Genomic DNA, 20640 nt, shown 5'->3' with positions numbered 1-20640 from the left:
GTACTAATGCGTATGTCAGCCTGGATCAGGCAACACATCGCGGCGCTGCGGGCGCTGCTGGTGCTCACGGTGATCACCGGCATCATCTATCCCGCCGCGGTTCTCGGGGTCTCGCAGCTGCCGGGACTGAAGGACAAGGCCGACGGGTCGCTGATCAAGGACTCCGGCGGCAAGCTCGTCGGGTCCAGCCTGATCGGTCAGGCCTACACCGACGGCAAGGGCAACGCGCTGGTGCAGTACTTCCAGACGCGGCCGTCCAACGCGGCGTACTCCGAGGGCAGCACCGACGGGTACAACGCGGTGAACTCCGCCTTCGGCAATATGGGCCCGGAGTCGGTGGTCGACACCCTCGACGCCGGCGACCCGAGCGCCGACAAGCTCAGCCTGCTGAGCACGGTCTGCAAGCGCAGCAGTGACGTCGGCAAGCTCGAGGGCGTGGACGGCAGCCGCCCGTACTGCACCCCCGGTGGTGTCGGCGCGGTGCTGTCGGTCATGGGCGACCGTGGCTCGCACGGCCTGGTGATCCACCCCACCAAGGTGATCAGCGTCAACGAGCCCTGCTCCACCGACCCGAAGCACCCGACCGTGCCCTTCCAGGACGCGTACGAGGGCGTGAAGGTGGAGTGCGCAGTGCGCGGCGAGGACTACTCCGCGGGCCAGATCGTCCCGATCCGCGGCGACGCCCCCGCCGACACCCCGGTTCCGACCGACGCGGTGACCGCCTCGGCGTCGGGCCTGGACCCGCAGATCTCCCCGGAGTACGCGGCCATCCAGGTGGCCCGGGTCGCCAAGGCGCGCAACGTGTCTCCCGATCAGATCAAGGCCCTGGTGGACGCCCACAAGAGCGGCCGGGTCCTGGGCTTCATGGGTGAGCCCACAGTCAATGTCGTCGAGATGAACCACGACTTGGACAGCAAGTACCCGTTCAAGGGTTGATCAGCCGATTCCTGGGCTCCGGTCGCCTCGCTCACGAGGGCGACCGGGGCTCATCCGCCTCTCCGCGCCTTTTGCCGGCCGTTGGGAGCCCGCTCGCCTTGTGCACCGGGCCGGCGGACGAGGCCGTGGCTGGGTCTCGGACGTACCCGGTGAGTTACCCCGGTCGCAGCGAGATCAGGCGTCACCTTGGGCGACGTGGCCGTCGACCATGTCGCGAATTCTGTTGTCCCGCCGTGTCATCGGTGGCCGTGGTGGCGCTCCGTATGGATTCGGAAAAGATGGCGGGTCGCGGCGGGGGAGGGGCGTCAAGATCGGGCGACCAGCGGGTCCTGTGGACCTAGCGTCGGAACAATGGAGAACCCGGCGGATGAACTATCCGCTTTGCGCGAGTTGGTGAATCACCGCGGCGTGGTGGAGTTGCTCGACCTGCTGGCCCGCGGACCGCACACGGTCCGGGAACTGCGCGGCGAACTCGGCCTGCGCCGCCCCGGCGTCTCACGGGTGCTGCGGCTGCTCGCGGCCTACGGGGTGGTGACCGCGGACGTGGTGGGCAGCTGGGACGAATCGCTGGACATCGCGGGACCCATCCGGCTCACCGAGAGTGGCTGGCGCACCGTAGAATTGCTGTCCAGCTTCGCGGTATGGGAAGCCCTGTACCAGCATTCGGATACCGCCCGTGATCGCTGAGCCCGGCATCGGGAGCAGCGTGCGACATTCGATATTCGGTTCGTATCTCGAGTTCGATCGGCGGCGGGAGGCGTTGCGGACGAACCTGTGGTTCGTGCCGACGCTGGAAGTGATCGTGGCGGTGGGGCTGTTCGCGGTCACCTACGGGCTCGATCGCGCGGTTTATCGTGGCGCGCTGACGATTCCGGAGTGGGTGATCGGGGGGACGCCCGATGCCGCCCGGCAGACGCTCACCGCGGTCGCCGCCGCCATCATCACCGTGGTGGGTGTGGTCTTCTCGATCACCATCGTGGCGCTGACGCTGGCCTCGACCCAGTTCGGTCCGCGAATGCTGCGCAACTTCATCCGGGATCGCGGCACCCAGCTAACCCTCGGCACGTTCGTGGCCAGCTTCGTCTACGCGATCGCGGCGCTGGCGTCGGTCGGCGCGGACTTCGTCCCGCACATCTCGACGACCGTCGCGATCGTCTCGATGGTCGCCGATCTGGCGATGCTGATCTATTTCATCAACCACATCGCCATGGCCATCCAGTTGCCCAACGTGATCGCGGGGATCGCGGCGGAGGTGTCGATCGCGATCGAGACCAATCACGTGACCTCGGCTGCGTCGGGACCGCAACGCGGGCTCTCGCCGAACGAACTGATGCGCCGATTGACCGAGTCGGGTGGGCAGGTACGGGTGCCCGCCAGCGGGTATCTGCAATACATGCGCCACGAGAAGCTGGTGCGGATGGCGGCGGCCGAGAACGCGGTCATCCACCTGCCGTATCGGCCCGGTCATTTCCTCACCGCGGGGCAGGTCGTGGCTCACGTGTGGCCACCGGAAGCGGCCGAGCCGATCGCGAAGAATTTCGCGCGCGGTCAGCTCGCCGGGCCCACCCGGACCCTCACCCAGGACATCTCCTTCGGCATCGACCAGATCGTCGAAATCGCGCTGCGCGCACTGTCTCCCGCCGTCAACGACACGTTCACGGCGCTGACCTGCATCGACTGGCTCGGCGACTGCCTGTCCAGAATCGCCGCCTCCTGGGACCCCGATCCGGTCCGGCGGGATCGGGAGGGGTATGTGCGGGTCATCGCCACCCAGGTCAGCTATGAGCGTCTGGTGCAGCGGGCCTTCGAGAAGATCCGGCAGGCGGGGCGCGGCATGCCCGCGGTGATGATCCGCCAGCTCGACGCGCTCACCGAAATCGCGGACCGCACAACCGATCCGGAGCGGCTGCGGGTGCTGCTGGAGCAGGCGGCGATGATCGAGACCTCGGCCCGGGAATCGGTCACCGAGGAATCGGACCGCGCCGATGTGCTGCGCCGCTATCGGACGCTGGTGTCACCGCGCGGAGCCGATCTCGGTCGATGAACCGCTGCCGTCGCGGCATGCCCCCGCCGAAATGACCACTATGCCCCGGTATCGTCCGGGTTCGTGCGCGGGACATCGGAATCCGCGCGGAGGAGGATGGCGTGGCGGTTTCCCCGGGCACTGCGGTGGAGGACGCATCGGCGGCACCGGTTTCCGGTGGGCACGGCGGATCCCGGCTCGCGTTGACGGTCGGTGCGCTCGGGGTGGTGTTCGGCGATATCGGCACCAGTCCGATCTACACGTTGCAGACCGTGTTCAATCCCGATGACCCGCACCCGGTTCCGGTCAGCCGGGAGAACATCTTCGGCATCGTGTCGCTGATCTTCTGGTCGGTCATGATCATCGTGACCGTCACCTACGTGCTGCTGGCCATGCGCGCCGACAACGACGGCGAGGGCGGGATCATGGCGCTCATCACCCTGCTGCGGCGCTGGACCCTGCCGGGCGGGCAGCGGACCGCTCTGATGCTGGCGGCGCTGGGCATCTTCGGGGCGGCACTGTTCCTGGGGGACAGCATGATCCCCCCCGCGATGTCGGTGCTCTCGGCGGTCGAGGGCTTGAAGACCGTCTCGTCGGGGATGGACGATTTCATCGTGCCGATCACCGCGGTGATCATCCTGGTGCTGTTCCTGGTGCAGCGGCACGGCACGGCCGCGGTCGGGCGGGTGTTCGGGCCGATCATGATCGCCTGGTTCCTGGTCATCGGCGCGTGCGGGATCAGCGGCATCGGGCGGCATCCGGAGATCCTGAAGGCGCTCTCGCCGACCTACGCGCTCGGATTCATGTTCGGGCACTTCGGAATCGCGTTCTTCGCGCTGGCCGCCGTGGTGCTGGCGGTCACCGGCGCGGAGGCGCTCTACGCCGATATGGGCCATTTCGGCCGCAGCGCCATCACCCGCGCCTGGCTGGTGCTCGTGTTTCCCGCCTGCGTGCTGAGCTATATGGGGCAGGGTGCGCTGATTCTCGACGATCCCGCCAATATCGGCGCGCCGTTCTTCCTGCTCACGCCCGGCTGGGGGCGGCTGGCCATGGTGCTGTTGGCCACCGCGGCCACGGTCATCGCGTCGCAGGCGGTCATCACCGGCGCCTTCTCGGTGGCCGCGCAGGCCGCACAACTCGGGTATCTGCCGCGATTGCGCGTGGCGCACACCTCCGAATCGACCATCGGGCAGATCTACGTGCCGTGGATCAACTGGCTGCTGCTCGTCTCGGTGCTGACCCTGGTGTTCGCGTTCCGCACCTCGGCGGCGCTGGCCTACGCGTTCGGCACGGCGGTGACCGGCACCATCACCATCACCACGCTGCTGTTCTTCTATGTGGCCCGGGCGAAGTGGCGCACACCGCTGTGGCTGATCGCCCTCGGCACCATCCCGCTGCTGATCGTGGATCTGCTGTTCTTCACCGCGAATCTGACCAAGCTGGTGCACGGCGCGTGGCTGCCGCTGCTGATCGCAGTCATCGCGTTCACCATCATGACCACCTGGCAGCGCGGCCGCATCGTCGTCACCGCCGAGCGGGAGCGGCGAGAGGGCTCACTGCGCGAATTCGTGGATCGGCTGCGCGCCGACCCGTCGTCGGTGGTCACCGTCCCCGGCACCGCCGTCTTCCTCAACCGCGGCAAGGAGACCGCGCCGCTGGCCATGCGCGCCAATGTCGAACGCAATCACGTGCGCCAACGGCAGGTCGTGATTCTGACCCTGAAGACCGAGCCGGTGCCGCGCGTCCCGGCGGCGCAACGGATCTCACTCGATCACCTCGGTTCCCAGGACGACGGCATCATCCACGTCACCGCTGGCTACGGCTACATGGAGACCCCCGACGTCCCGTCGGCCATCCGCCTGCTCGATCCGTCCGAAACCGAGGGCGTGCTCGACTTGGACCGGGCGTCCTTCTTCTTGTCGAAGATCGAGCTGCGGCGCGGTGACGCACCTACCATGGCGCTGTGGCGGAAACGCTTGTTCATCGCCACTTCCCACATCACCGCCGACGCCGCGGAGTACTTCGGCCTGCCGCGCGACCGGACGGTCACCATGGGTTCCTGGATCGAGGTCTAGCCCGTCACCACCAGTCGAGGATGGGCTGCAACTGACGGCCCAGCTCCGGGGCCAGCGACCGCGAATAGCTTGCGGTCAAATGATGTTCGTCGTGGTAGATGAGGATATTGCCCTCGACGACCGCGCAGCTCGTGGGCTCACAGACGGCGTCGTTGAGATCGATCAGGCGCATATCGGGGAAGGCGGCCGCGGGGGCCTCGGCCGGATTCTCCGTCGAGAGCGCCTCGCTGCGGGGCAGGCCGCAGCTCAGCCGGTCGCCGCCGCCCGCCAGGCAGTCGATGGCGCGGTAGCGAATGCCGTTGCGGCGCAGCCACGGAGTGTCGCGGATGCCGATGACCCGCAGGCCGCGGTCGGACAGGGCGGACCAGACGTCCACGTAGTCCTGCGGGGTCTCGTCGCCGCCATTGTCGCTGGGGCGGGTGGCGGTGGTGAAGACGAAATCGGGGTGCTCCACCCCGAGCCGGTCGATGACCTCGGCCGACCAGTCCCGGCAGTCCGGATTCTGCTGGCCCTTGTACAGCGGCTCCTCGGCGACCGTGAGCGGGCAGCCCATCTTCAGGTAGACGACCACCCGGAAGTGGTACTGCTCGCCGAGGATCTGCAGGGCCGGAATCCAGTGCTCGGCATGGGAATTGCCGACCACGGCGAGGGTGCGCCGGGCGTCGTGGTCGCCGTAGTTGCAGGTGATGACCGCGCGGGTGTCGAAGTCGGAGATGCAGCCGTCGCGGGTCGGGTAGGCGATATCGGCGGGGGCTTCCTCGGTGGTCGGGCGCATCGGGGCCCGGGGGACCAGCGCGTGGTCGGTGAGCGCCGCCGCGCCCGGATATTTCGCGGGATCCAGCTCACCGACCGCGTGTGCTCGCGCGCCCATGGTCCACTGCCAGGTCAGCGTCGAACCCAGTAGCAGCACACCGACGGTGGAGACCGCGATGCCCGCGAGCAGACGGCTGCGAGCGCGAATACCGCTGTGGGGCTTGGTCTCACTGCCCGGGGCGGGCTTGGAGCGCAGCCGCAGCGGTTCCTCGACCAGGTGGTGGGTCAGCCAGGCCAGCAGCAGCGAGACCAGGATGATGGCCAGGCCGCCGATCGCGCCCGCCCGGCGCTGATGGGTCTCACCCAGATAGAAGATGAGAATCGGCCAGTGCCACAGGTACAGGGCGTAGGCGAAGCCGCCGAGCCCCACCATCGGGCCGGAGGCCAGCGCCCGATTCACCAGCGGCTGGTCGGCGGTGTCGCGCCCCGCGCCCGCGAGAATCAGTGCGACGGTGGCCAGTACGGGGATCAGGGCGGCCGGACCGGGGAAGACCAGCACGCCGTCGACCACCCAGCCGCAGCACGCGATGGCCGCGATTCCGGCCCAGGCGAACAGCTCTCGCGTCGGGCCGGGCAGCCGGATGTAGGGGGCGGCAATGGCCAGCAGCGCACCCGCCAAGGGTTCCCAAGCGCGGGCGAAGGTGTCGTAGTAGTTCCAGCCCTGCTGGGTCGCAACACCTTCGGTGGCATACCAGAACGAGGCGACGGCCAGCGCGCCGAAGATCGCCGCGAGACCGATCCGCAGCACGCCGTGCTGTCCGGCCCGGCGCAGCGGCGGCCACTGCGCGGCCGGTTTCCACGCGCCCGCCGCCACCGCGCGGCGCAGCGCCCAGGCCGCCGTCGCGATCACCAGCAGCAGCACCAGATACATCTGGCCCTGCACCGACATCGACCACAGATGCTGCAGCGGGCTCACCGAGGGGTCGGCGGCCAGGTAGTCCGACCAGGACAGCGCCAGATACCAATTCTGGTAGTAGAACAGCGAAGCCAGCGTCTGCCCCGCGATATCCGACCAGCGGGTGTGGGGGAGCAGGGCCACCGTCGCGACCACCACGGCCGCCAGCACCACGATCATGGCGGGCAGCAGCCGGCGCAGGGTGCGGCGCAGCGTGGCCGGTACGCCCACCGGGCCGCCGTCGGCGCGGCGGACGAGCATGCCGGTGAAGAAGAATCCGGACAGCACCAGGAACACGTCCACGCCGCCGGAGACCCGCCCGGCCCAGATGTGGAAGGCGACCACCAGGGCGATAGCTACGCCGCGCAGTCCGTCCAGATCCAGCCGGTAGGCGCCGGGGCGCGCGGGGGTGGCCGGTGCGTCCTGGCGGTCGCTTTCCGGCGCGGTCGGGTGATCGGTGCTGGATATGGACATGGCGGCTGCCATTGTCGGTCAGGGTTCGCGGAAATTACCAATCGCCACACAGGCGGTGTCCGTACTGTTCGGTTTGTCGCTGGTCAGGGGAACGCGAAATAGCGCAGCCACATATATGGCGCGGCCACCGCAATCGTGACAACGGTCACCAGAATGCCCTTCCGGGTGAATTCCCAGAACGAGATCGGATGGTCCGAGCGCTTGGCGATGCCGAGCATCACCACGTTCGCGCTCGCCCCGACTGCTGTGAGGTTGCCACCGAAATCCGCGCCCAATGCCAGCGCCCACCACAGGGCGTCGGCCTGAGCCGGATTGTCCACCTGCCCCACCAGCTCTGCCACCAGTGGGCTCATGGTCGCCACGTACGGAATATTGTCGATGACGCCCGACAGCACCGCCGAAACCGCCAGTATCAGCATGGTTGCCACAAGCGCGTTTCCACCGGTGAGTTCGGTCGCGTATTTCGCCAATCGGCCGATCACACCGGTTTTCACCAGCGCCCCGATCATCACGAACAGACCGGCGAAGAACAGCAGCGTCTCCCATTCCACCGCGGACAGGTAATCGCGTTGCGGCAGACCGGAAATCAGTACCAGCGCGCCCGCGCCCAGCAAGGCCACCAGCGATGGTTCGAGCTGGAAAATGGGGTGGCCGAAGAATCCCGCGAAAACCGCGGCGAGCACAATTCCACACTTGATCAGCAGTTTCGGATCGCGAATCGCCTCGCGCTCCTCGAGCTGCATGATGTCGGCGGCCCGCTCGGGATCGACGTCGAAGCAGCCGCGGAACAGCCGGGGCAGCAGCAGCGTGAACACCGCCAGCTCGATCAGCACGATCGGGGTCAGGTTCCAGAAGAAGTCGTTGAACGACAGGCCCGCCTTGGAGCCGATGATGATGTTGGGCGGGTCGCCGATCAGGGTGGCCGCGCCGCCGATATTGGAGGCCAGCACCTCGGCGATCAGGAAGGGGACCGGCGGTACCTCGAGGCGCTCGCACACCAGCAGCGTGACCGGGGCGATGAGCAGCACGGTGGTGACATTGTCGAGGAAGCCCGACGCGGTGGCGGTGATGAGCACCAGCAGGATCATCACGCGCAGCGCGGAACCCTTGGCGCGCTTGGCCGCCCAGATGGCCACGTACTCGAAGATGCCGGTCTGGCGGAGCACGCCGACGATGATCATCATGCCGAGCAGCAGATAGATGACGTTCCAGTCGATGCCGGTCTCGTGGGAGTAGAAGACATCGTCGGAGTCCATGATGCCGACCAGGATGACCACGCCCGCACCTACCAGGGCGGCAATGGTTTTGTGCACGCGTTCGGACGCGATGAGGATGTAGGAGATGGTGAAGACCGCGATGGCGATGGAGACGGTCATAGCGACCGCCGCTGCGCTGAATCGGGGCACCGCCCCGGCGGGCTCAGTTCGCGAGCGCCACTTCCAACAGGCGCGAGGAGGTGATCACGCCGAGCAGCGTGTCGCCGTCCTGTACCGCCACCAGCGGTGACTTGTACTTCGCCATGAGCGCCGCCACTTCGACGAAGTTGTCGTCGGCCTTGGCCGCCGGAATCTTGGTGAGCCGCTCGGGCATCACGTCCCGGACCTTCTTCCCGCGCAGGCGCTTGACCACCTGCCCGCACATGTTCTCGCTGAGCACCCCCGCCAGCGACGGATCGTCCTGCACGTACTTCGGCACGATGAACAACACCACCTGCGAGGCGGGCAGCACCGAGTGCGGCTTGCCCTTGGCATCGGTCACCAGGATTCCCGGCAGCCGATGCTCCGCGAGCAACTTCGCCGCGTCGATCGCGTCGGAGTCCAAATCGATCACCGGATATTCCTCGGCCATCTGAGCGGCATGCATATGTGCAGGATACGACGGATAGCCGGGCGTTCACGCGAAGAGAATACGTCAAGATCGAAAACCAACGCCGCATCGAAACTCCCAGGTCGGACGGTACAGCCCGAGGGGTTCGGACCGGCCGACCAGACTTCCCGGCGCGCCATGAGTAGAAGTTCCGTAAAAGGATACCGAGAACGGGTTTACGCGTCGCCCGGGTGTGTCAGCTCATACACCCGGTAGGGGCTGCGGATGACCGGGTAGGAGACATTGCGGACCTCGACACCGCCCGGGGTGCGGCCGAATTCGGTGCCGCCGTGGGCGTGTCCGTGCAGGGCCAGGGCGGCGCGGCCGGTTTCGACGGCGTCGGCGAGGTCGTGGCAGCCGAGGCCGGGGTAGATCTTGGGCGCCTCGCCGACGAGGGTGTCCACCACGGGGGAGAAGTGCATGAGGGCGACACGCAGGTCGCAGTCGAGGGATTCGAGGGCGGCGCGCAGGCGCAGGGCATCGGCGGGGCCGCGGCGGAAACGCTGCCGGTGCTCGACGCTGCCCTCGGCGGGATTGCCGGGGTGGCCGGGGAATCCGCCGCTGCCGCCCATGACACCGGCGATGCCCAGGCGGATACCGTTGACGGGCAGGGTGATCGCGGTGCCGTCGAGCATGTGCACGCCGAGGTCGTTGAGCCGCACCGAGATTCGGAAGCCGAGGCGACGGTCGTGGTCGTGATTGCCGAGCACGGCGATCACCGGCACCGGCAGGTCCGCGATCTCGGCGCACAGGGTGCCGGTGTCGCGCAGGGTGCCGCCATTGGTGAGATCGCCTGCCAGCAGCAGGACATCGGCGTGTGCGGCGAGGTCGAGCAGCGCGGGGCGGAACCGCCCGCGCATGCTCTCCCGCATGTGCAGAGCACCCACCGCGGCGATCCGCACCCGTCCGGCTTCGGCCCCGACCCGGTTCCCCATATCGTCAATCAGCCACAGACCGCGCGGCCTGTCAACGGCATTCCGGGCATTGCGGGATGCGGCTAGGGCTCGAGGGGTTCCATGCGCAGCGGCACGCCGATCCGGTTCCACAGGTTGATCTGGGCGGTCACCGCGACCAGTCCGGCCCGCTGGCCCTCGTCGAAGTGCTTCTCGACCCCGGCCCAGATCTCGTCGCTCACCCCGTGCGCGCCGAGTTCGGTTGCGGCCTCGGCGTATTCCAGGGCGGCCCGCTCGGTCTCGGTGAACAGCGCCGATTCCCGCCAGGCGTTCAGGTGCCAGAGGCGGCGTTCGGTCTCGCCTTCCTGACGGGCCTCGGTGGAGTGCATGTCGATGCAGAACAGGCAGCCGTTGATCTGGGAGACGCGGATCTTCACCAGTTCCCGCACGGTGGCGTCCAGCGGGCCGCGGCGGATGGCGGTCTCGGCGGCGATCCACGCCTTGTAGACCTCGGGGGCCGCCTCGTGCATGGTCAAGCGCGACATGATGTCGTCCTTTCGTCCGGTTCGAATTCACCCCTTGGACGAGACGGCTCCCGGGGACGTGACGGGTCGAGGGTTATGAGCCCGGTCACACCGTCCCGGGTGAAGGTCGACGCAGTCGGACCGGTCGGCTTGTTGTGCCCGGAGGGTTGCGTTTGCCGTAATTGTGCGAAATGCCGGACGGCGGACAATAATCCGCACGTGGGAACCGTTCTATTGATCGCGCTGGGTGTGCTGTGCTTCGTCACCGGACCCGCATTGGCGCTGGTGATCGTGCAAGCCGTGCGACGTTCGGCCCGCGAGGCCGCGGGCAGGCGGGCACCCGCTCGGCGTGATGCCGAACGGATACCCGTCGCCGGAAACTACGGTCAGCGCCGATGATCGCGGCGGCCCGCTACGGGCGCGTGAGCGCGGCGTAGCGGGCGATGTGCTGGTCGGTGGTGCCGAATTCGTACTGCACCGCCGTGAGGCGCTTGAAGAAGTGGCCGATGGCCAGCTCCTCGGTCATACCCATCGCCCCGTGCAACTGCACCGACTCCTGGCCGATGCGCCGCGCCGCGCGACCGATGGTGGCCTTGGCCGCGGAGGCGGCGCGGGCCCGTTCCGGCGCGGGGGCGTCCAGCTTGAGCGTCACCAGATAGGTTGCGGCCACGGCCTGTTCCAGCTCCAGCAGCATGTCGACCATGCGGTGCTGCAACGCCTGGAAGCTCGCGATGGGGACGCCGAACTGCTGACGCTGCTTGGTGTAGGCGACGGTGTCGGCGACCACCTTGCGCATGGCTCCCACCGCCTCGGCGCAGACCGCAGCGATGGCCTCGTCGAGGGTTGCCGCGATGGCCGCGCCCGCCTGGGCCAGCAGCAGCGCGTCAGCGGGGATGCGCAGGTTCTCGAAGCTCAGATCGGCGGCCGGGCGCTCGTCGATGGTGCGGTACGGGCGCGCGGACAACCCGGCGGGCGGGTTCGCGATGTCGAAATCGATCGCGAACAGGGCGATATCGCCGTCCACGGCCGCGGTCACCAGCAGGTGGGTGGCCAGCGGGGCGGTGGTGACCACGGTCTTCTCGCCGGTGAGCAGCCAGTCGTCGCCGTCGCGGACCGCGGTGGTGGCGACCTCGGTGTAGTCGTAGCCGGATTGCGGTTCCAGCGCGGCGAATCCGGTGACGACCTCGCCGGAGGCGATGCCGGACAACAGATCCTCGGCCCGCTTGCCGGTGGCGCGCCGCAGCAGCCCGCCGCCGACCACGACGGTGTCCACATACGGTTCCAGCACCAGCGCCGCGCCCAGCGCCTCGGCGATGATCATCGTCTCGACCGGGCCGCCCCCGATGCCGCCCACCGACTCCGGCAGGCTCGCGCCGAGGATTCCGACCTCCTCGGCCAGGCCGCGCCAGATCTGCGGCTGCCAGCCCGACCCGGTACGGGCCGCGGCCCGGCTGGCCTCCAGGTGGTAACGCGCGGCGAGGAATTCGGTGACGGTGTCGCGCAGCAGTTCCTGCTCGGCGGTGAAAGAGAAGTCCATGTCACAGTCCCAGGGTGGCTTTGGCGATGATATTGCGCTGAATCTCGTTGCTGCCGGCGTAGATCGAGCCGGCGCGGTCGTTGAAGTACCGCATCGGGGCGACCGCCTGCCACTCCGCACCGGTCACGAAACCGTCCGCGGGCGGGGTGAAGTCGGCGATCGGGCCGCCGGGCATGGTGGCGTGCGGCTGATAGGCGCGGCCGCGCGGACCGGCGGCCTCGAGCGCGAGTTCGGTGAGCGTCTGGCTCAGCTCGGTGCCCAGGATCTTGATGGTGGACGCGGCCGGACCCGGGTCCTTGCCGCTGGAAACCAGTGCGAGGGTGCGGTATTCGAGGATCTCCAGCACGTCCGCGCGCAGGCGGGCATCGGCGAGTTTGGCGGCGAAGGCCGGATCGTCCAGCAGCGCACCGCCGTTCGGGCCGACCTGATCCTTGGCGGCCTGCGCCAGCTCCTCGGCCATGACCTGGAGCATCGGGGCGGCCGCGCCGCCGCCGCGCTCGAAGTTGAGCAGGAACTTGGCCACCGTCCAGCCGTCGTCGATCTGCCCGAGCACGTTCGCCTTCGGCACCCGGACCTGGTCGAAGAAGACCTGGTTCTGCACCTGCTCGCCGGAAGTCATGACCAGCGGGCGGATCTGGATGCCGGGGGTGCGCATGTCGATGAGCAGGAAGGTGATGCCCTGCTGCTTCTTGGCCTGCCTGGAGGTGCGGACCAGTGCGAAGATCCAGTTGGCCTCGGTGGCGTGGGTGGTCCAGATCTTGGAGCCGGTGACGATCAGGTCCTCGCCGTCGGCGACCGCGGCCATGGTCAGCGAGGCCAGGTCCGAACCCGCCTCGGGCTCCGAATAACCCTGGCAGAAGAAGACTTCGCCGGTGAGGATGCGGGGCAGGAAGAAGTCCTTCTGCTCCGGACGGCCGAACGCCATGATCGCGTGCGACACCATGCGAATCCCCATGGGGGACAGGTTCGGCGCGCCCGCGAGGGTGCATTCACGGCCGAAGATGTAGTGCTGGGTCAGGCTCCAGTCGCACCCGCCGTACTTCACCGGCCACGCCGGGGCGGCCCAGCCGCGCTCGTGCAGGATGTGCTGCCACTGCATGCTGGCTTCGTGGTCCGGATAGACGCTGGTCGCCAGCCGCCCCGCCCGCCGCAGATCGTCGGTTAACTTTTCGTCGAGGAAGCCGCGCACTTCATCCCGAAATGCCAGATCGGCGGCCGACCAGTCGAGGTCCACGATGACTCCTTATCCAAGAACTCGCACTAACGATCGCATCCGATAACCCCTGCTGGCAAATGTGCTGGCACCTGCCTTCACTTCAACTCCCTTGACATTCCACAATGGAGGTTTACCCTTGGTCTTACGTTCCACAATGGAATATCGAGCCCTGCTCAACCGTTAGGTATCGACATGGACATCACCACCGGCACCCGCGCCTCCGACACCGAGCGCGCCGCCACCGCCGACCTGCTCTCCCGCCACCTGTCCGACGGCCGCCTCGACCTCGCCGAATACAACGACCGCCTCACCCAGGTCTACGCGACAGCCACCCGCGAAGACCTTGCCCTGGTCCTCCAAGACCTGCCGAAGCTCCCCAAGTCCGCTACCTCCCAAGCCGTTTCCCGCACCCGCTTCCCCCTCTGGCAGCAAATAGAGGGCAGCGCCTGGCTCGGCGTCAGCCTCCTGTGCCTCTTCATCTGGGCCGCGATCTCGGTAGCCGCAGGCGAATTCACCTACCCCTGGCCCATCTGGGTAATCGGCCCCTGGGGCGCAGTCCTCGTCTTCCGTGTCCTCACCGGCTGGGAATCCGCCGCCTGGAACCGCCACCGCACCCACTGAGCCCGGCGGCCACCTTCCGGCCGCCCCGCTCACCCTCCCCGGAGGTGGGCAATGCCCGCATACCCCGCCCTGGTAACCCTGCACGTCACGGCAGGCGCTCTCGGCCGCCTGCTCGGCCCGATGGTCGCCTGGACGGATTCGAGAACACATAGTGGCGCAACAGATCTCGCAGCCTCCTCGCCCCCGCCGACACAACCCCCACCCCACCGCGCCCCGCTTCGGTCCCGACACTCCACGCTCTGGCCCTGGTACCTCACGACCGTCGCCGCCATCTGCGCAACCGCCACCCTCATGGTCCTCTGGCACCGCCCCGACCTGTGGTGGCTGATCCCCGTGTCCGCCTTGACCTTCGCCCTCGCCCTCCTGGGCCGCCACGCCACCGCCCGCCCCGGCCCCTGGACCCACGCCTACGTCCACGGCCTGGGCGGCTCCTACATAGCCCTCTGGACAGCCACCCTCGTCGTATCCTTCGCCCTCCACGGCCCCCTGTACGGCCTCTCCGAACTAATAGCCTGGCTCGGCCCAACCCTTTTGGTGCTCCCCCTGCTCGAATTCTGGCGACGTCGTCTCCCCATACCGATCGGCGTCTGATCCCCCCGCGCGTCGGATGGCGAGTCACGCCGAAATCGACTGCCGTAGACCAGGTGCGGCGTAGGTTGCCCGAATATGGCTGACCAGCCGAACAACTGGCATGACGCGTACTTCAGGCGCGTCATGGAGAAGCGTGAAAACGCCGCCGGAGAGTTGAGGGCGGTGCTGTCACCAGCCATGGTGGCGTGCATCGAGTGGGAAACGCTCGAGCTCCAGCATTGCAGCTTCGTCTCATCGGAGCTGAGCTCCCGCATCAGCGATCTACTCTTCAGCGCCCGCGTAACCGGCCACGAGGCGTTCATCTATGTGCTGATCGAACACCAAAGCCAGCCCCACCCGCTGATGCCGTTCCGGATGCTGGAGTACATGGTTCGTATCTGGAACCGCTACATAAAGGAAAACCCGAAGGCTGACACCCTGCCTGCGGTGATCCCCGTCGTCGTATACGCCAGCCCGGACGGACGCCGCTGGAACAAACCGACCGAGCTCGCCGACCTGATCGACATCGACGCGGCCACCCGCGCGGTGTTCGTCGAGTACCTCCCAGCCTTGCGTTTCCTGCTCGACGACCTCACCACGGAACCCCTGCCCGCCATCCTTGCGCGCGACCAGCCCTCCGAGGCCCGCACGATGGTGGCCCTGTTGAAGACCGCCCCGGGAAATCGTTACCTGGGGGAGGTCTTGAAGCTCCTGCTCCCCGACCTCGCCGCGATACTGGCCAGGTTTGACGGCAAGGATGAACTGCTATCGGTGGTGACGTACATTCGTAATGTCAGCGAGATCAGTGAATCCGATCTCGGTTCCGTCATCGGACAACTCGGACCCCAGGCCAAGGAGGCCATCATGACGACCGCGGACCGGCTGCGCGCTGAAGGCCGCGCCCAGGGCATCGCGGAGGGTAAGGCCGAAGAGCGTGTGGAGATGCTGATCGAACTACTGTCGATCAAGTTCGGAGCGCTTACGGATCAGACTGTCGCCGCCGTCCGGTCCGCGGACGCGGAGGCGCTGCGGGCCTGGTCCGCGCGTGTGCTGACTGCGAACAGCCTCGCCGAGGTCTTTCGGTAAAGCGATACCGAAGCGGGCCGCATGACAATCGCGGCCTGCAGACCTGGCGTGTTGGATGGCGAGTTGATCCGAAAACAACCTGGGGTAGTGGTTGGGGCGTATGTTGCCCGAATATGACTGAGCCGCAGGAGGATTCGAACTCTATGAGGTGTTCAGGGTTTATCGCGCCTTTGATTCGGTGAGGGCGGCAAGGTCGTCTTTTCTCGGTGGCAACCTGCTCTCGCGTCACTGTTCGGTGAGCCGGACTCGGAGGGCGGTGCCGAACCAGGCGAAGACGGGGGATAGGTCGGGCAGCGGGGGCCAGCCGTTGATGGTCGCGACCAGCTGCCAATAGCGTTCCACGCGAGGGTCGTTGGCGATGGTGAGGCGGTCGAGGATCCACTCGCGGAGGGGGCGGTCGTCAGGTTTGTCGAAGGTTTCGGAGTAGCGGGCGGTCAGGCGGTCGAGGATCGCGGTGGCGGCGGGGCCTTCGGGGGTGATGCCCTCGGTGAGGGCGCGGCCGACATCGTCGCGGACGGCCTCGGTGAGGGCGTGGTGGAGACCGGTGTCATCGCCTGCCGTGCGCTGCTCGGCCTGGTATTCGGCCATGCGGCGGACGGCGGCGCGGAAGTCGTTGTCCTGTACCAGTTCGACCAGGTCCATCCAGGCCCCGACCTGCTCCGGGCTGGGGTCATCGGGTAGTTCCGGCATGCTCGAGCGAAGGAGCTCGACCACGGCGGGGTTGCCGTCGACCGCGCCGAATGTCTCGCCGACGAAATCGTGGACGATGCGGTCGCGTTCGGCTTCGGACAATTGGACCAATTTGTGCATGAATTCCATCTCCTTCTCGTCTGATTCCCGCTTGGCAACCGCGCGCAGGACCGCGCGGCGCAGCCGAAGCACGCGGATCTGTGTATCCACCGCCTCGGCGTGGGCGACGGCGACATCGGTCAGGGATGTCTCGCGGGAAAGCACCCGGCGGACGGTCGCCAGGTCCATGCCGAGTTCGCGCAGGGTGCGGACCAGTTCGAGGCGGGCGAGCGCTTCGAGGTCGTAGAGGCGGTAGCCGGCGGGGGTGTGGGTGGTCGGCGGAACGATGCCCTGGTCGGAGTAGAAACGGATGGTCTTGACCGTCAGGCCGGTTCGGTCGGCCAGGGCTCCGATGGTGTAGAGCGTTTCGTCGTCCATGGGTCCCACCTTCGTGCTTCCCCTTGGTGGAGAGTCAAGAGCAGGAATGACGCAGATGGGACGCGGGGTTCGGCATACTCGGGGCAATCGCGGGGGAGCGGGTAGTCTGAGCCGCTGTGCACCTGAAGAGTCTGACGTTGAAGGGGTTCAAGTCCTTCGCGTCCGCGACGACGTTGCGATTCGAGCCGGGGATCACCTGTGTGGTCGGGCCGAATGGGTCGGGGAAGTCGAATGTTGTCGATGCGCTCACCTGGGTGATGGGTGAGCAGGGCGCGAAGGCGCTGCGGGGCGGGAAGATGCAGGACGTCATCTTCGCCGGGACCGCGGGCCGCGCGCCGCTCGGTCGTGCCGAAGTCACGCTGACCATCGACAACTCCGACGGGGTGCTGCCCATCGAGTACTCGGAAGTGTCGATCACGCGGCGCATGTTCCGCGACGGGGCGGGCGAGTACGAGATCAATGGGAACTCGTGCCGATTGATGGATGTGCAGGAGTTGCTCAGCGACTCCGGTATCGGGCGCGAGATGCACGTCATCGTCGGGCAGGGGCAGCTGTCGGCGATTCTGGAGTCGCGGCCCGAGGATCGGCGCGCCTTCATCGAGGAGGCCGCGGGCGTGCTCAAGCACCGGCGGCGCAAGGAGAAGGCCGTCCGCAAGCTGGACGCCATGCAGGCCAATCTGGCCCGGCTCACCGACCTCACCACCGAATTGCGCAGACAGCTCAAGCCGCTGGGCCGGCAGGCCGAGGTGGCGCGCCGTGCCGCGACCGTCCAGTCCGAACTGCGTGATTCCCGATTGCGTCTCGCCGCCGACGATCTGGTGACCCGCCGCCGCGAACTGGAGAGCCAGCAGAGCAAGGAAGCCTACGCGCGCGAACAGCACGTCAATGTGCAGGCCGAGCTGGATGCCGCCAATGCCGCATTGGCACAGCAGGAATTCGAGCTGTCCAAGCTGACCCCGAGCGCCGAGGCGGCCGCCCAGACCTGGTTCCAGCTGTCCGCGCTGACCGAACGCGTCAATGCCACCATCCGCATTGCCCGCGACCGCGCCCGCAATCTCACCATCGAGCAACCGACCGGCACCGGCCGCGACCCGGAACAGCTGGAGCGCGAGGCGGATCGGGTCGAGGCCGAAGAGGCCGAACTGCGCGAAGCGGTCGAAATGGCCACCGAGACCCTGGAAGCCGCCCGCGAACAGCTGCACGAACGCGAACATGCCGCCAAGGCCGCCGAACAGGCCCACCTCGCCGCCGTGCGCGCCATCGCCGACCGCCGCGAGGGCCTGGCCCGGCTCTCCGGCCAGGTCGACACCCTGCGCATTCGCGCCCAGTCCGTGGACGGCGAGATCGCCCGCATGTCCACCGGCATCGCCGAGGCCCGCCGCCGCGGCGAGGAGGCCGATGCCGAATTCGAGGCCGTCCAGGGCGCACTCGGCGAACTCGACGCGGGCGAGGAGGGCCTCGACACCGCCTACGAACACGCCGCCCAGGCCCTGGCCCTGGCCGACCAGCGCGTCACCGAACTGCGCGAACGCGACCGCGAGGCGGGCAAACGCGTCGCCTCCCTCGGCGCGCGCATCGAGGCCCTGAACATGGGCTTGCGCCGCAAGGACGGCGCGGCCTGGCTCCTCGAACACCGCACCGAGGGCTTGCTCGGTCCCCTGTCCGGATTGCTCCGCGTCCACGGCGGTTTCGAGGCCGCGGTGGCCGCCGCCCTCGGCCCCCTGGCCGACGCCGTGGCCGCCGACACCGGCCCCTCCGCCCACGCCGCGGTCCGCGCCCTCAAGGAAGCCGACGGCGGCCGCGCCGCCCTGGTTTTCGCCGACGCCGGTGCTCGACCGTCCGCCGTGCTCGGACAGCCGGGTGGCGGCGCGCCCATCGACCCGAACGGGCCGGGTGCCTTCGCCCCGGTCGGCGGCGTGGCGGGGCAGGCTGGGATCGGATCGAATACCGGTGCGGGGCAGGACGATTCGCGACTACCGGCGGGTGCGCGGTGGCTGGTCGAGGTAGTGGACTGCCCGGCGAATCTGCGTGCGGCGATCACCGCGCTCACGGCGGGCATTGCCGTCGCCGACGATCTGGCCACCGCGGCGCGTGTCATCGCCGAGCGCCCGGAGCTGCGCGTGGTTACCCGCGAGGGTGATCTGACCGGCAGCGGGTGGGTGCTCGGCGGCTCCGATCGGGCGCCCAGTCAGCTCGAGGTGCAGGCCGAGATCGATTCGGCCAAGCAGGAATTGGAGTCGTGGCAGCGCCAGGCCGAGGAGCTGGAGGCGGCGCTGGCGGGGGCGCTGGCCGAACAGACCGACCGCAAGGAGGCCGTCGACCACGCGTTGCTGGCGCTGCACGAGTCGGATCAGGCGCTGGTCGCCATCTACGACCGGCTCGGGCGGCTCGGGCATTCGGCGCGGACCGCGCAGAAGGAATGCGACCGGCTGCTCGCGCAGCGCGCCGATGCCGAGACCGGCCGTGAGGACACCCTCGCCAAGCTGGCCGAGCTCGAGGACCGGCTGCGTCACGCGGAATCCGAACAGGCCGAGATGGATCCGGAGGCCGCGGGCACCGAGACCGCCGGATACGCCCGCGAGGAGGCCGCCGCCGCGCTCGCCGAGGCCCGCTCCATGGAGGTGGAGGCCCGGCTGGCCGTGCGCACCGCCGAGGAGCGCGCGGAATCGGTTCGCGGCAAGGCGGATTCGCTGCGCCGCGCCGCGCGCGCCGAACGCGAGAACCAGGCCCGCGCCGAACGCGCCCAGGCCGCCCGGCGGCAGGCCGCCGCCGTCGCCGCCGTGGTCGCCGAATCCGCCGAGAAGGTGGCCGCCGAACTCGAGCGGGTCGTCGCGCAGGCTTCGGCCCGCCGCGACGAATTGGTGCGCCGCCGTGGCGAATTCGCCGCCCAGGTGGACCAGACCAAGGAGCGTTCGCGTGCCCTGAACACCCAGCTCTCCCAGCTCACCGATGCCGTGCACCGCGACGAGGTGGCCCGCGCCCAGGCGGCGCTGCGCATCGAACAGGTCGAGACCAATATCGCCGAGCAATTCGGCGTCAGCCTCGACGACCTCATCGCCGAATACGGCCCGGACGTCCCCATGCCGCCCACCGCGCTGGAGCTGATGGAGTACGAGCAGGCCCGCGAGCGCGGCGAGACGGTCAGCGAGCCCCAGCCCATGCCCTACGACCGCGCCACCCAGGAACGCCGCGCCAAGCGCGCCGAGAAGGACCTGGTCACCCTCGGCAAGGTGAATCCCCTTGCGCTGGAGGAGTTCGCGGCCCTCGAGGAGCGCTACACCTTCCTCAACACCCAGCTCGAGGACGTCAAGAAGGCCCGCCAGGACCTGCTGGATGTGGTCTCCGAGGTGGATGAGCGCATCCTGCAGGTCTTCACCGAGGCCTACGAGGACGTCGAGCGCGAGTTCGAGGGCGTGTTCTCCCGCCTGTTCCCCGGCGGCGAGGGCCGGCTGCTGCTCACCGATCCCGCCAATATGCTCACCACCGGCGTCGAGGTCGAGGCCCGCCCGCCGGGCAAGAAGGTCAAGCGGCTCTCGCTGCTCTCCGGCGGCGAGAAGTCTTTGGCCGCAGTGGCTTTCCTGGTGTCGATCTTCCGCGCCCGCCCCTCCCCGTTCTACGTCATGGACGAGGTCGAGGCGGCGCTGGACGACACCAACCTGCGCAGGCTCATCGGCCTGTTCGAGCAGCTGCGCGAGAAGAGCCAGCTGATCGTCATCACCCACCAGAAGCCGACCATGGAGATCGCCGACGCGCTCTACGGCGTGAGCATGCGCGGCGACGGCATCACCCAGGTGATCTCGCAGCGCCTGCGCGGCGAGAACCTGGTCGGCGCAAGCTCGTGAGGCGCTGCGTGGCACTGTGATGCCCCGTGCGGCAACACGGCGGCCGGATCATCGCTTCCGCTTGCGACGACTGAGCTTCTGCCGGTGACGATCGATTCGAAT

General features: G+C 68.1%; 17 protein-coding genes. 9 read left to right on the top strand and 8 right to left on the bottom strand.

The window, feature by feature from the left end:
- Window positions 1-6 precede the first annotated feature (6 nt).
- From NS2_RS09930 to NS2_RS09915, 4 genes are all read left to right on the top strand, one after another.
- On the top strand, window positions 7-936 hold the full coding sequence (locus NS2_RS09930) for a potassium-transporting ATPase subunit C (RefSeq protein WP_033086073.1): 930 nt from the start codon (window positions 7-9) through the stop codon (window positions 934-936).
- A 351-nt stretch (window positions 937-1287) separates the two neighbouring features.
- The gene (locus NS2_RS09925) at window positions 1288-1623 is read left to right on the top strand and encodes a winged helix-turn-helix domain-containing protein (RefSeq protein WP_052086027.1); all 336 of its coding nucleotides are present in this window, start codon (window positions 1288-1290) and stop codon (window positions 1621-1623) included.
- Window positions 1613-2980, top strand: coding sequence for a DUF2254 domain-containing protein (locus NS2_RS09920; protein ID WP_261772269.1), 1368 nt, complete (start codon window positions 1613-1615; stop codon window positions 2978-2980). Before NS2_RS09925 ends, NS2_RS09920 begins: the two co-directional genes overlap by 11 nt.
- A 125-nt stretch (window positions 2981-3105) precedes the next feature.
- Window positions 3106-5034, top strand: coding sequence for a potassium transporter Kup (locus NS2_RS09915; protein ID WP_052086049.1), 1929 nt, complete (start codon window positions 3106-3108; stop codon window positions 5032-5034).
- Window positions 5035-5038: 4 nt separating this feature from the next.
- Here NS2_RS09915 and NS2_RS09910 read toward each other — a convergent pair whose 3' ends face one another.
- From NS2_RS09910 to NS2_RS09890, 5 genes are all read right to left on the bottom strand, one after another.
- Window positions 5039-7216: an acyltransferase family protein gene (locus tag NS2_RS09910; RefSeq protein ID WP_033086145.1), complete on the bottom strand. Its 2178-nt coding sequence runs from the start codon at window positions 7214-7216 to the stop codon at window positions 5039-5041.
- An 83-nt stretch (window positions 7217-7299) separates the two neighbouring features.
- The gene (locus NS2_RS09905; protein WP_045436287.1) at window positions 7300-8592 is read right to left on the bottom strand and encodes an ArsB/NhaD family transporter; all 1293 of its coding nucleotides are present in this window, start codon (window positions 8590-8592) and stop codon (window positions 7300-7302) included.
- Window positions 8593-8635: 43 nt separating this feature from the next.
- A complete protein-coding gene (locus tag NS2_RS09900; protein ID WP_033086075.1) occupies window positions 8636-9079 on the bottom strand; it encodes a CBS domain-containing protein in 444 nt (147 codons plus the stop codon).
- A gap of 179 nt (window positions 9080-9258) precedes the next feature.
- Window positions 9259-10017 (bottom strand): metallophosphoesterase family protein, encoded by a 759-nt coding sequence (locus tag NS2_RS09895; RefSeq protein ID WP_033086076.1) that lies wholly within the window; start codon window positions 10015-10017, stop codon window positions 9259-9261.
- Window positions 10018-10079: 62 nt separating this feature from the next.
- Window positions 10080-10520, bottom strand: coding sequence for a carboxymuconolactone decarboxylase family protein (locus tag NS2_RS09890; RefSeq protein WP_052086028.1), 441 nt, complete (start codon window positions 10518-10520; stop codon window positions 10080-10082).
- A 198-nt stretch (window positions 10521-10718) separates the two neighbouring features.
- On the opposite strand from NS2_RS09890, the gene NS2_RS09885 reads away from it, so the two are divergent.
- Window positions 10719-10898, top strand: a complete 180-nt coding sequence (locus NS2_RS09885; protein ID WP_143161247.1) for a hypothetical protein — start codon at window positions 10719-10721, stop codon at window positions 10896-10898.
- A 13-nt stretch (window positions 10899-10911) separates the two neighbouring features.
- On the opposite strand, the gene NS2_RS09880 is transcribed toward NS2_RS09885, so the two are convergent.
- Window positions 10912-12036 (bottom strand): acyl-CoA dehydrogenase family protein, encoded by a 1125-nt coding sequence (locus NS2_RS09880; RefSeq protein ID WP_033086078.1) that lies wholly within the window; start codon window positions 12034-12036, stop codon window positions 10912-10914.
- A 1-nt stretch (window position 12037) separates the two neighbouring features.
- Complete coding sequence (locus tag NS2_RS09875) at window positions 12038-13270, bottom strand: acyl-CoA dehydrogenase family protein (protein WP_033086079.1); 1233 nt, start codon at window positions 13268-13270, stop codon at window positions 12038-12040.
- A 174-nt stretch (window positions 13271-13444) separates the two neighbouring features.
- Here NS2_RS09875 and NS2_RS09870 point away from each other — a divergent pair, with 174 nt between their 5' ends.
- The 3 genes from NS2_RS09870 to NS2_RS09860 all read left to right on the top strand — a co-directional run bounded on the left by NS2_RS09870 (window position 13445) and on the right by NS2_RS09860 (window position 15529).
- Window positions 13445-13873 (top strand): DUF1707 SHOCT-like domain-containing protein, encoded by a 429-nt coding sequence (locus tag NS2_RS09870; RefSeq protein WP_033086080.1) that lies wholly within the window; start codon window positions 13445-13447, stop codon window positions 13871-13873.
- Between the two features lie 51 nt (window positions 13874-13924).
- Complete coding sequence (locus NS2_RS09865; RefSeq protein ID WP_143161248.1) at window positions 13925-14464, top strand: hypothetical protein; 540 nt, start codon at window positions 13925-13927, stop codon at window positions 14462-14464.
- A 75-nt stretch (window positions 14465-14539) separates the two neighbouring features.
- Window positions 14540-15529 carry an Rpn family recombination-promoting nuclease/putative transposase gene (locus tag NS2_RS09860; protein WP_033086081.1) on the top strand — a complete coding sequence of 330 codons (990 nt, stop codon included), beginning with the start codon at window positions 14540-14542 and terminating at the stop codon, window positions 15527-15529.
- Window positions 15530-15754: 225 nt separating this feature from the next.
- Here the strand turns inward: NS2_RS09860 and NS2_RS09855 are convergent, their stop codons facing one another.
- Complete coding sequence (locus NS2_RS09855) at window positions 15755-16696, bottom strand: MerR family transcriptional regulator (RefSeq protein ID WP_036548589.1); 942 nt, start codon at window positions 16694-16696, stop codon at window positions 15755-15757.
- A gap of 116 nt (window positions 16697-16812) precedes the next feature.
- Between NS2_RS09855 and NS2_RS09850 the strand changes: the two genes are divergently transcribed.
- Window positions 16813-20538 (top strand): AAA family ATPase, encoded by a 3726-nt coding sequence (locus NS2_RS09850; protein ID WP_147207134.1) that lies wholly within the window; start codon window positions 16813-16815, stop codon window positions 20536-20538.
- The last annotated feature ends 102 nt before the right edge of the window (window positions 20539-20640 follow it).

Source organism: Nocardia seriolae NBRC 15557 (genome assembly GCF_007990715.1).
Lineage (GTDB): Bacteria > Actinomycetota > Actinomycetes > Mycobacteriales > Mycobacteriaceae > Nocardia > Nocardia seriolae.
The sequence above is the reverse complement of the archived record's forward strand: the minus strand, read 5'-3'. Positions and strand labels throughout refer to the sequence as shown.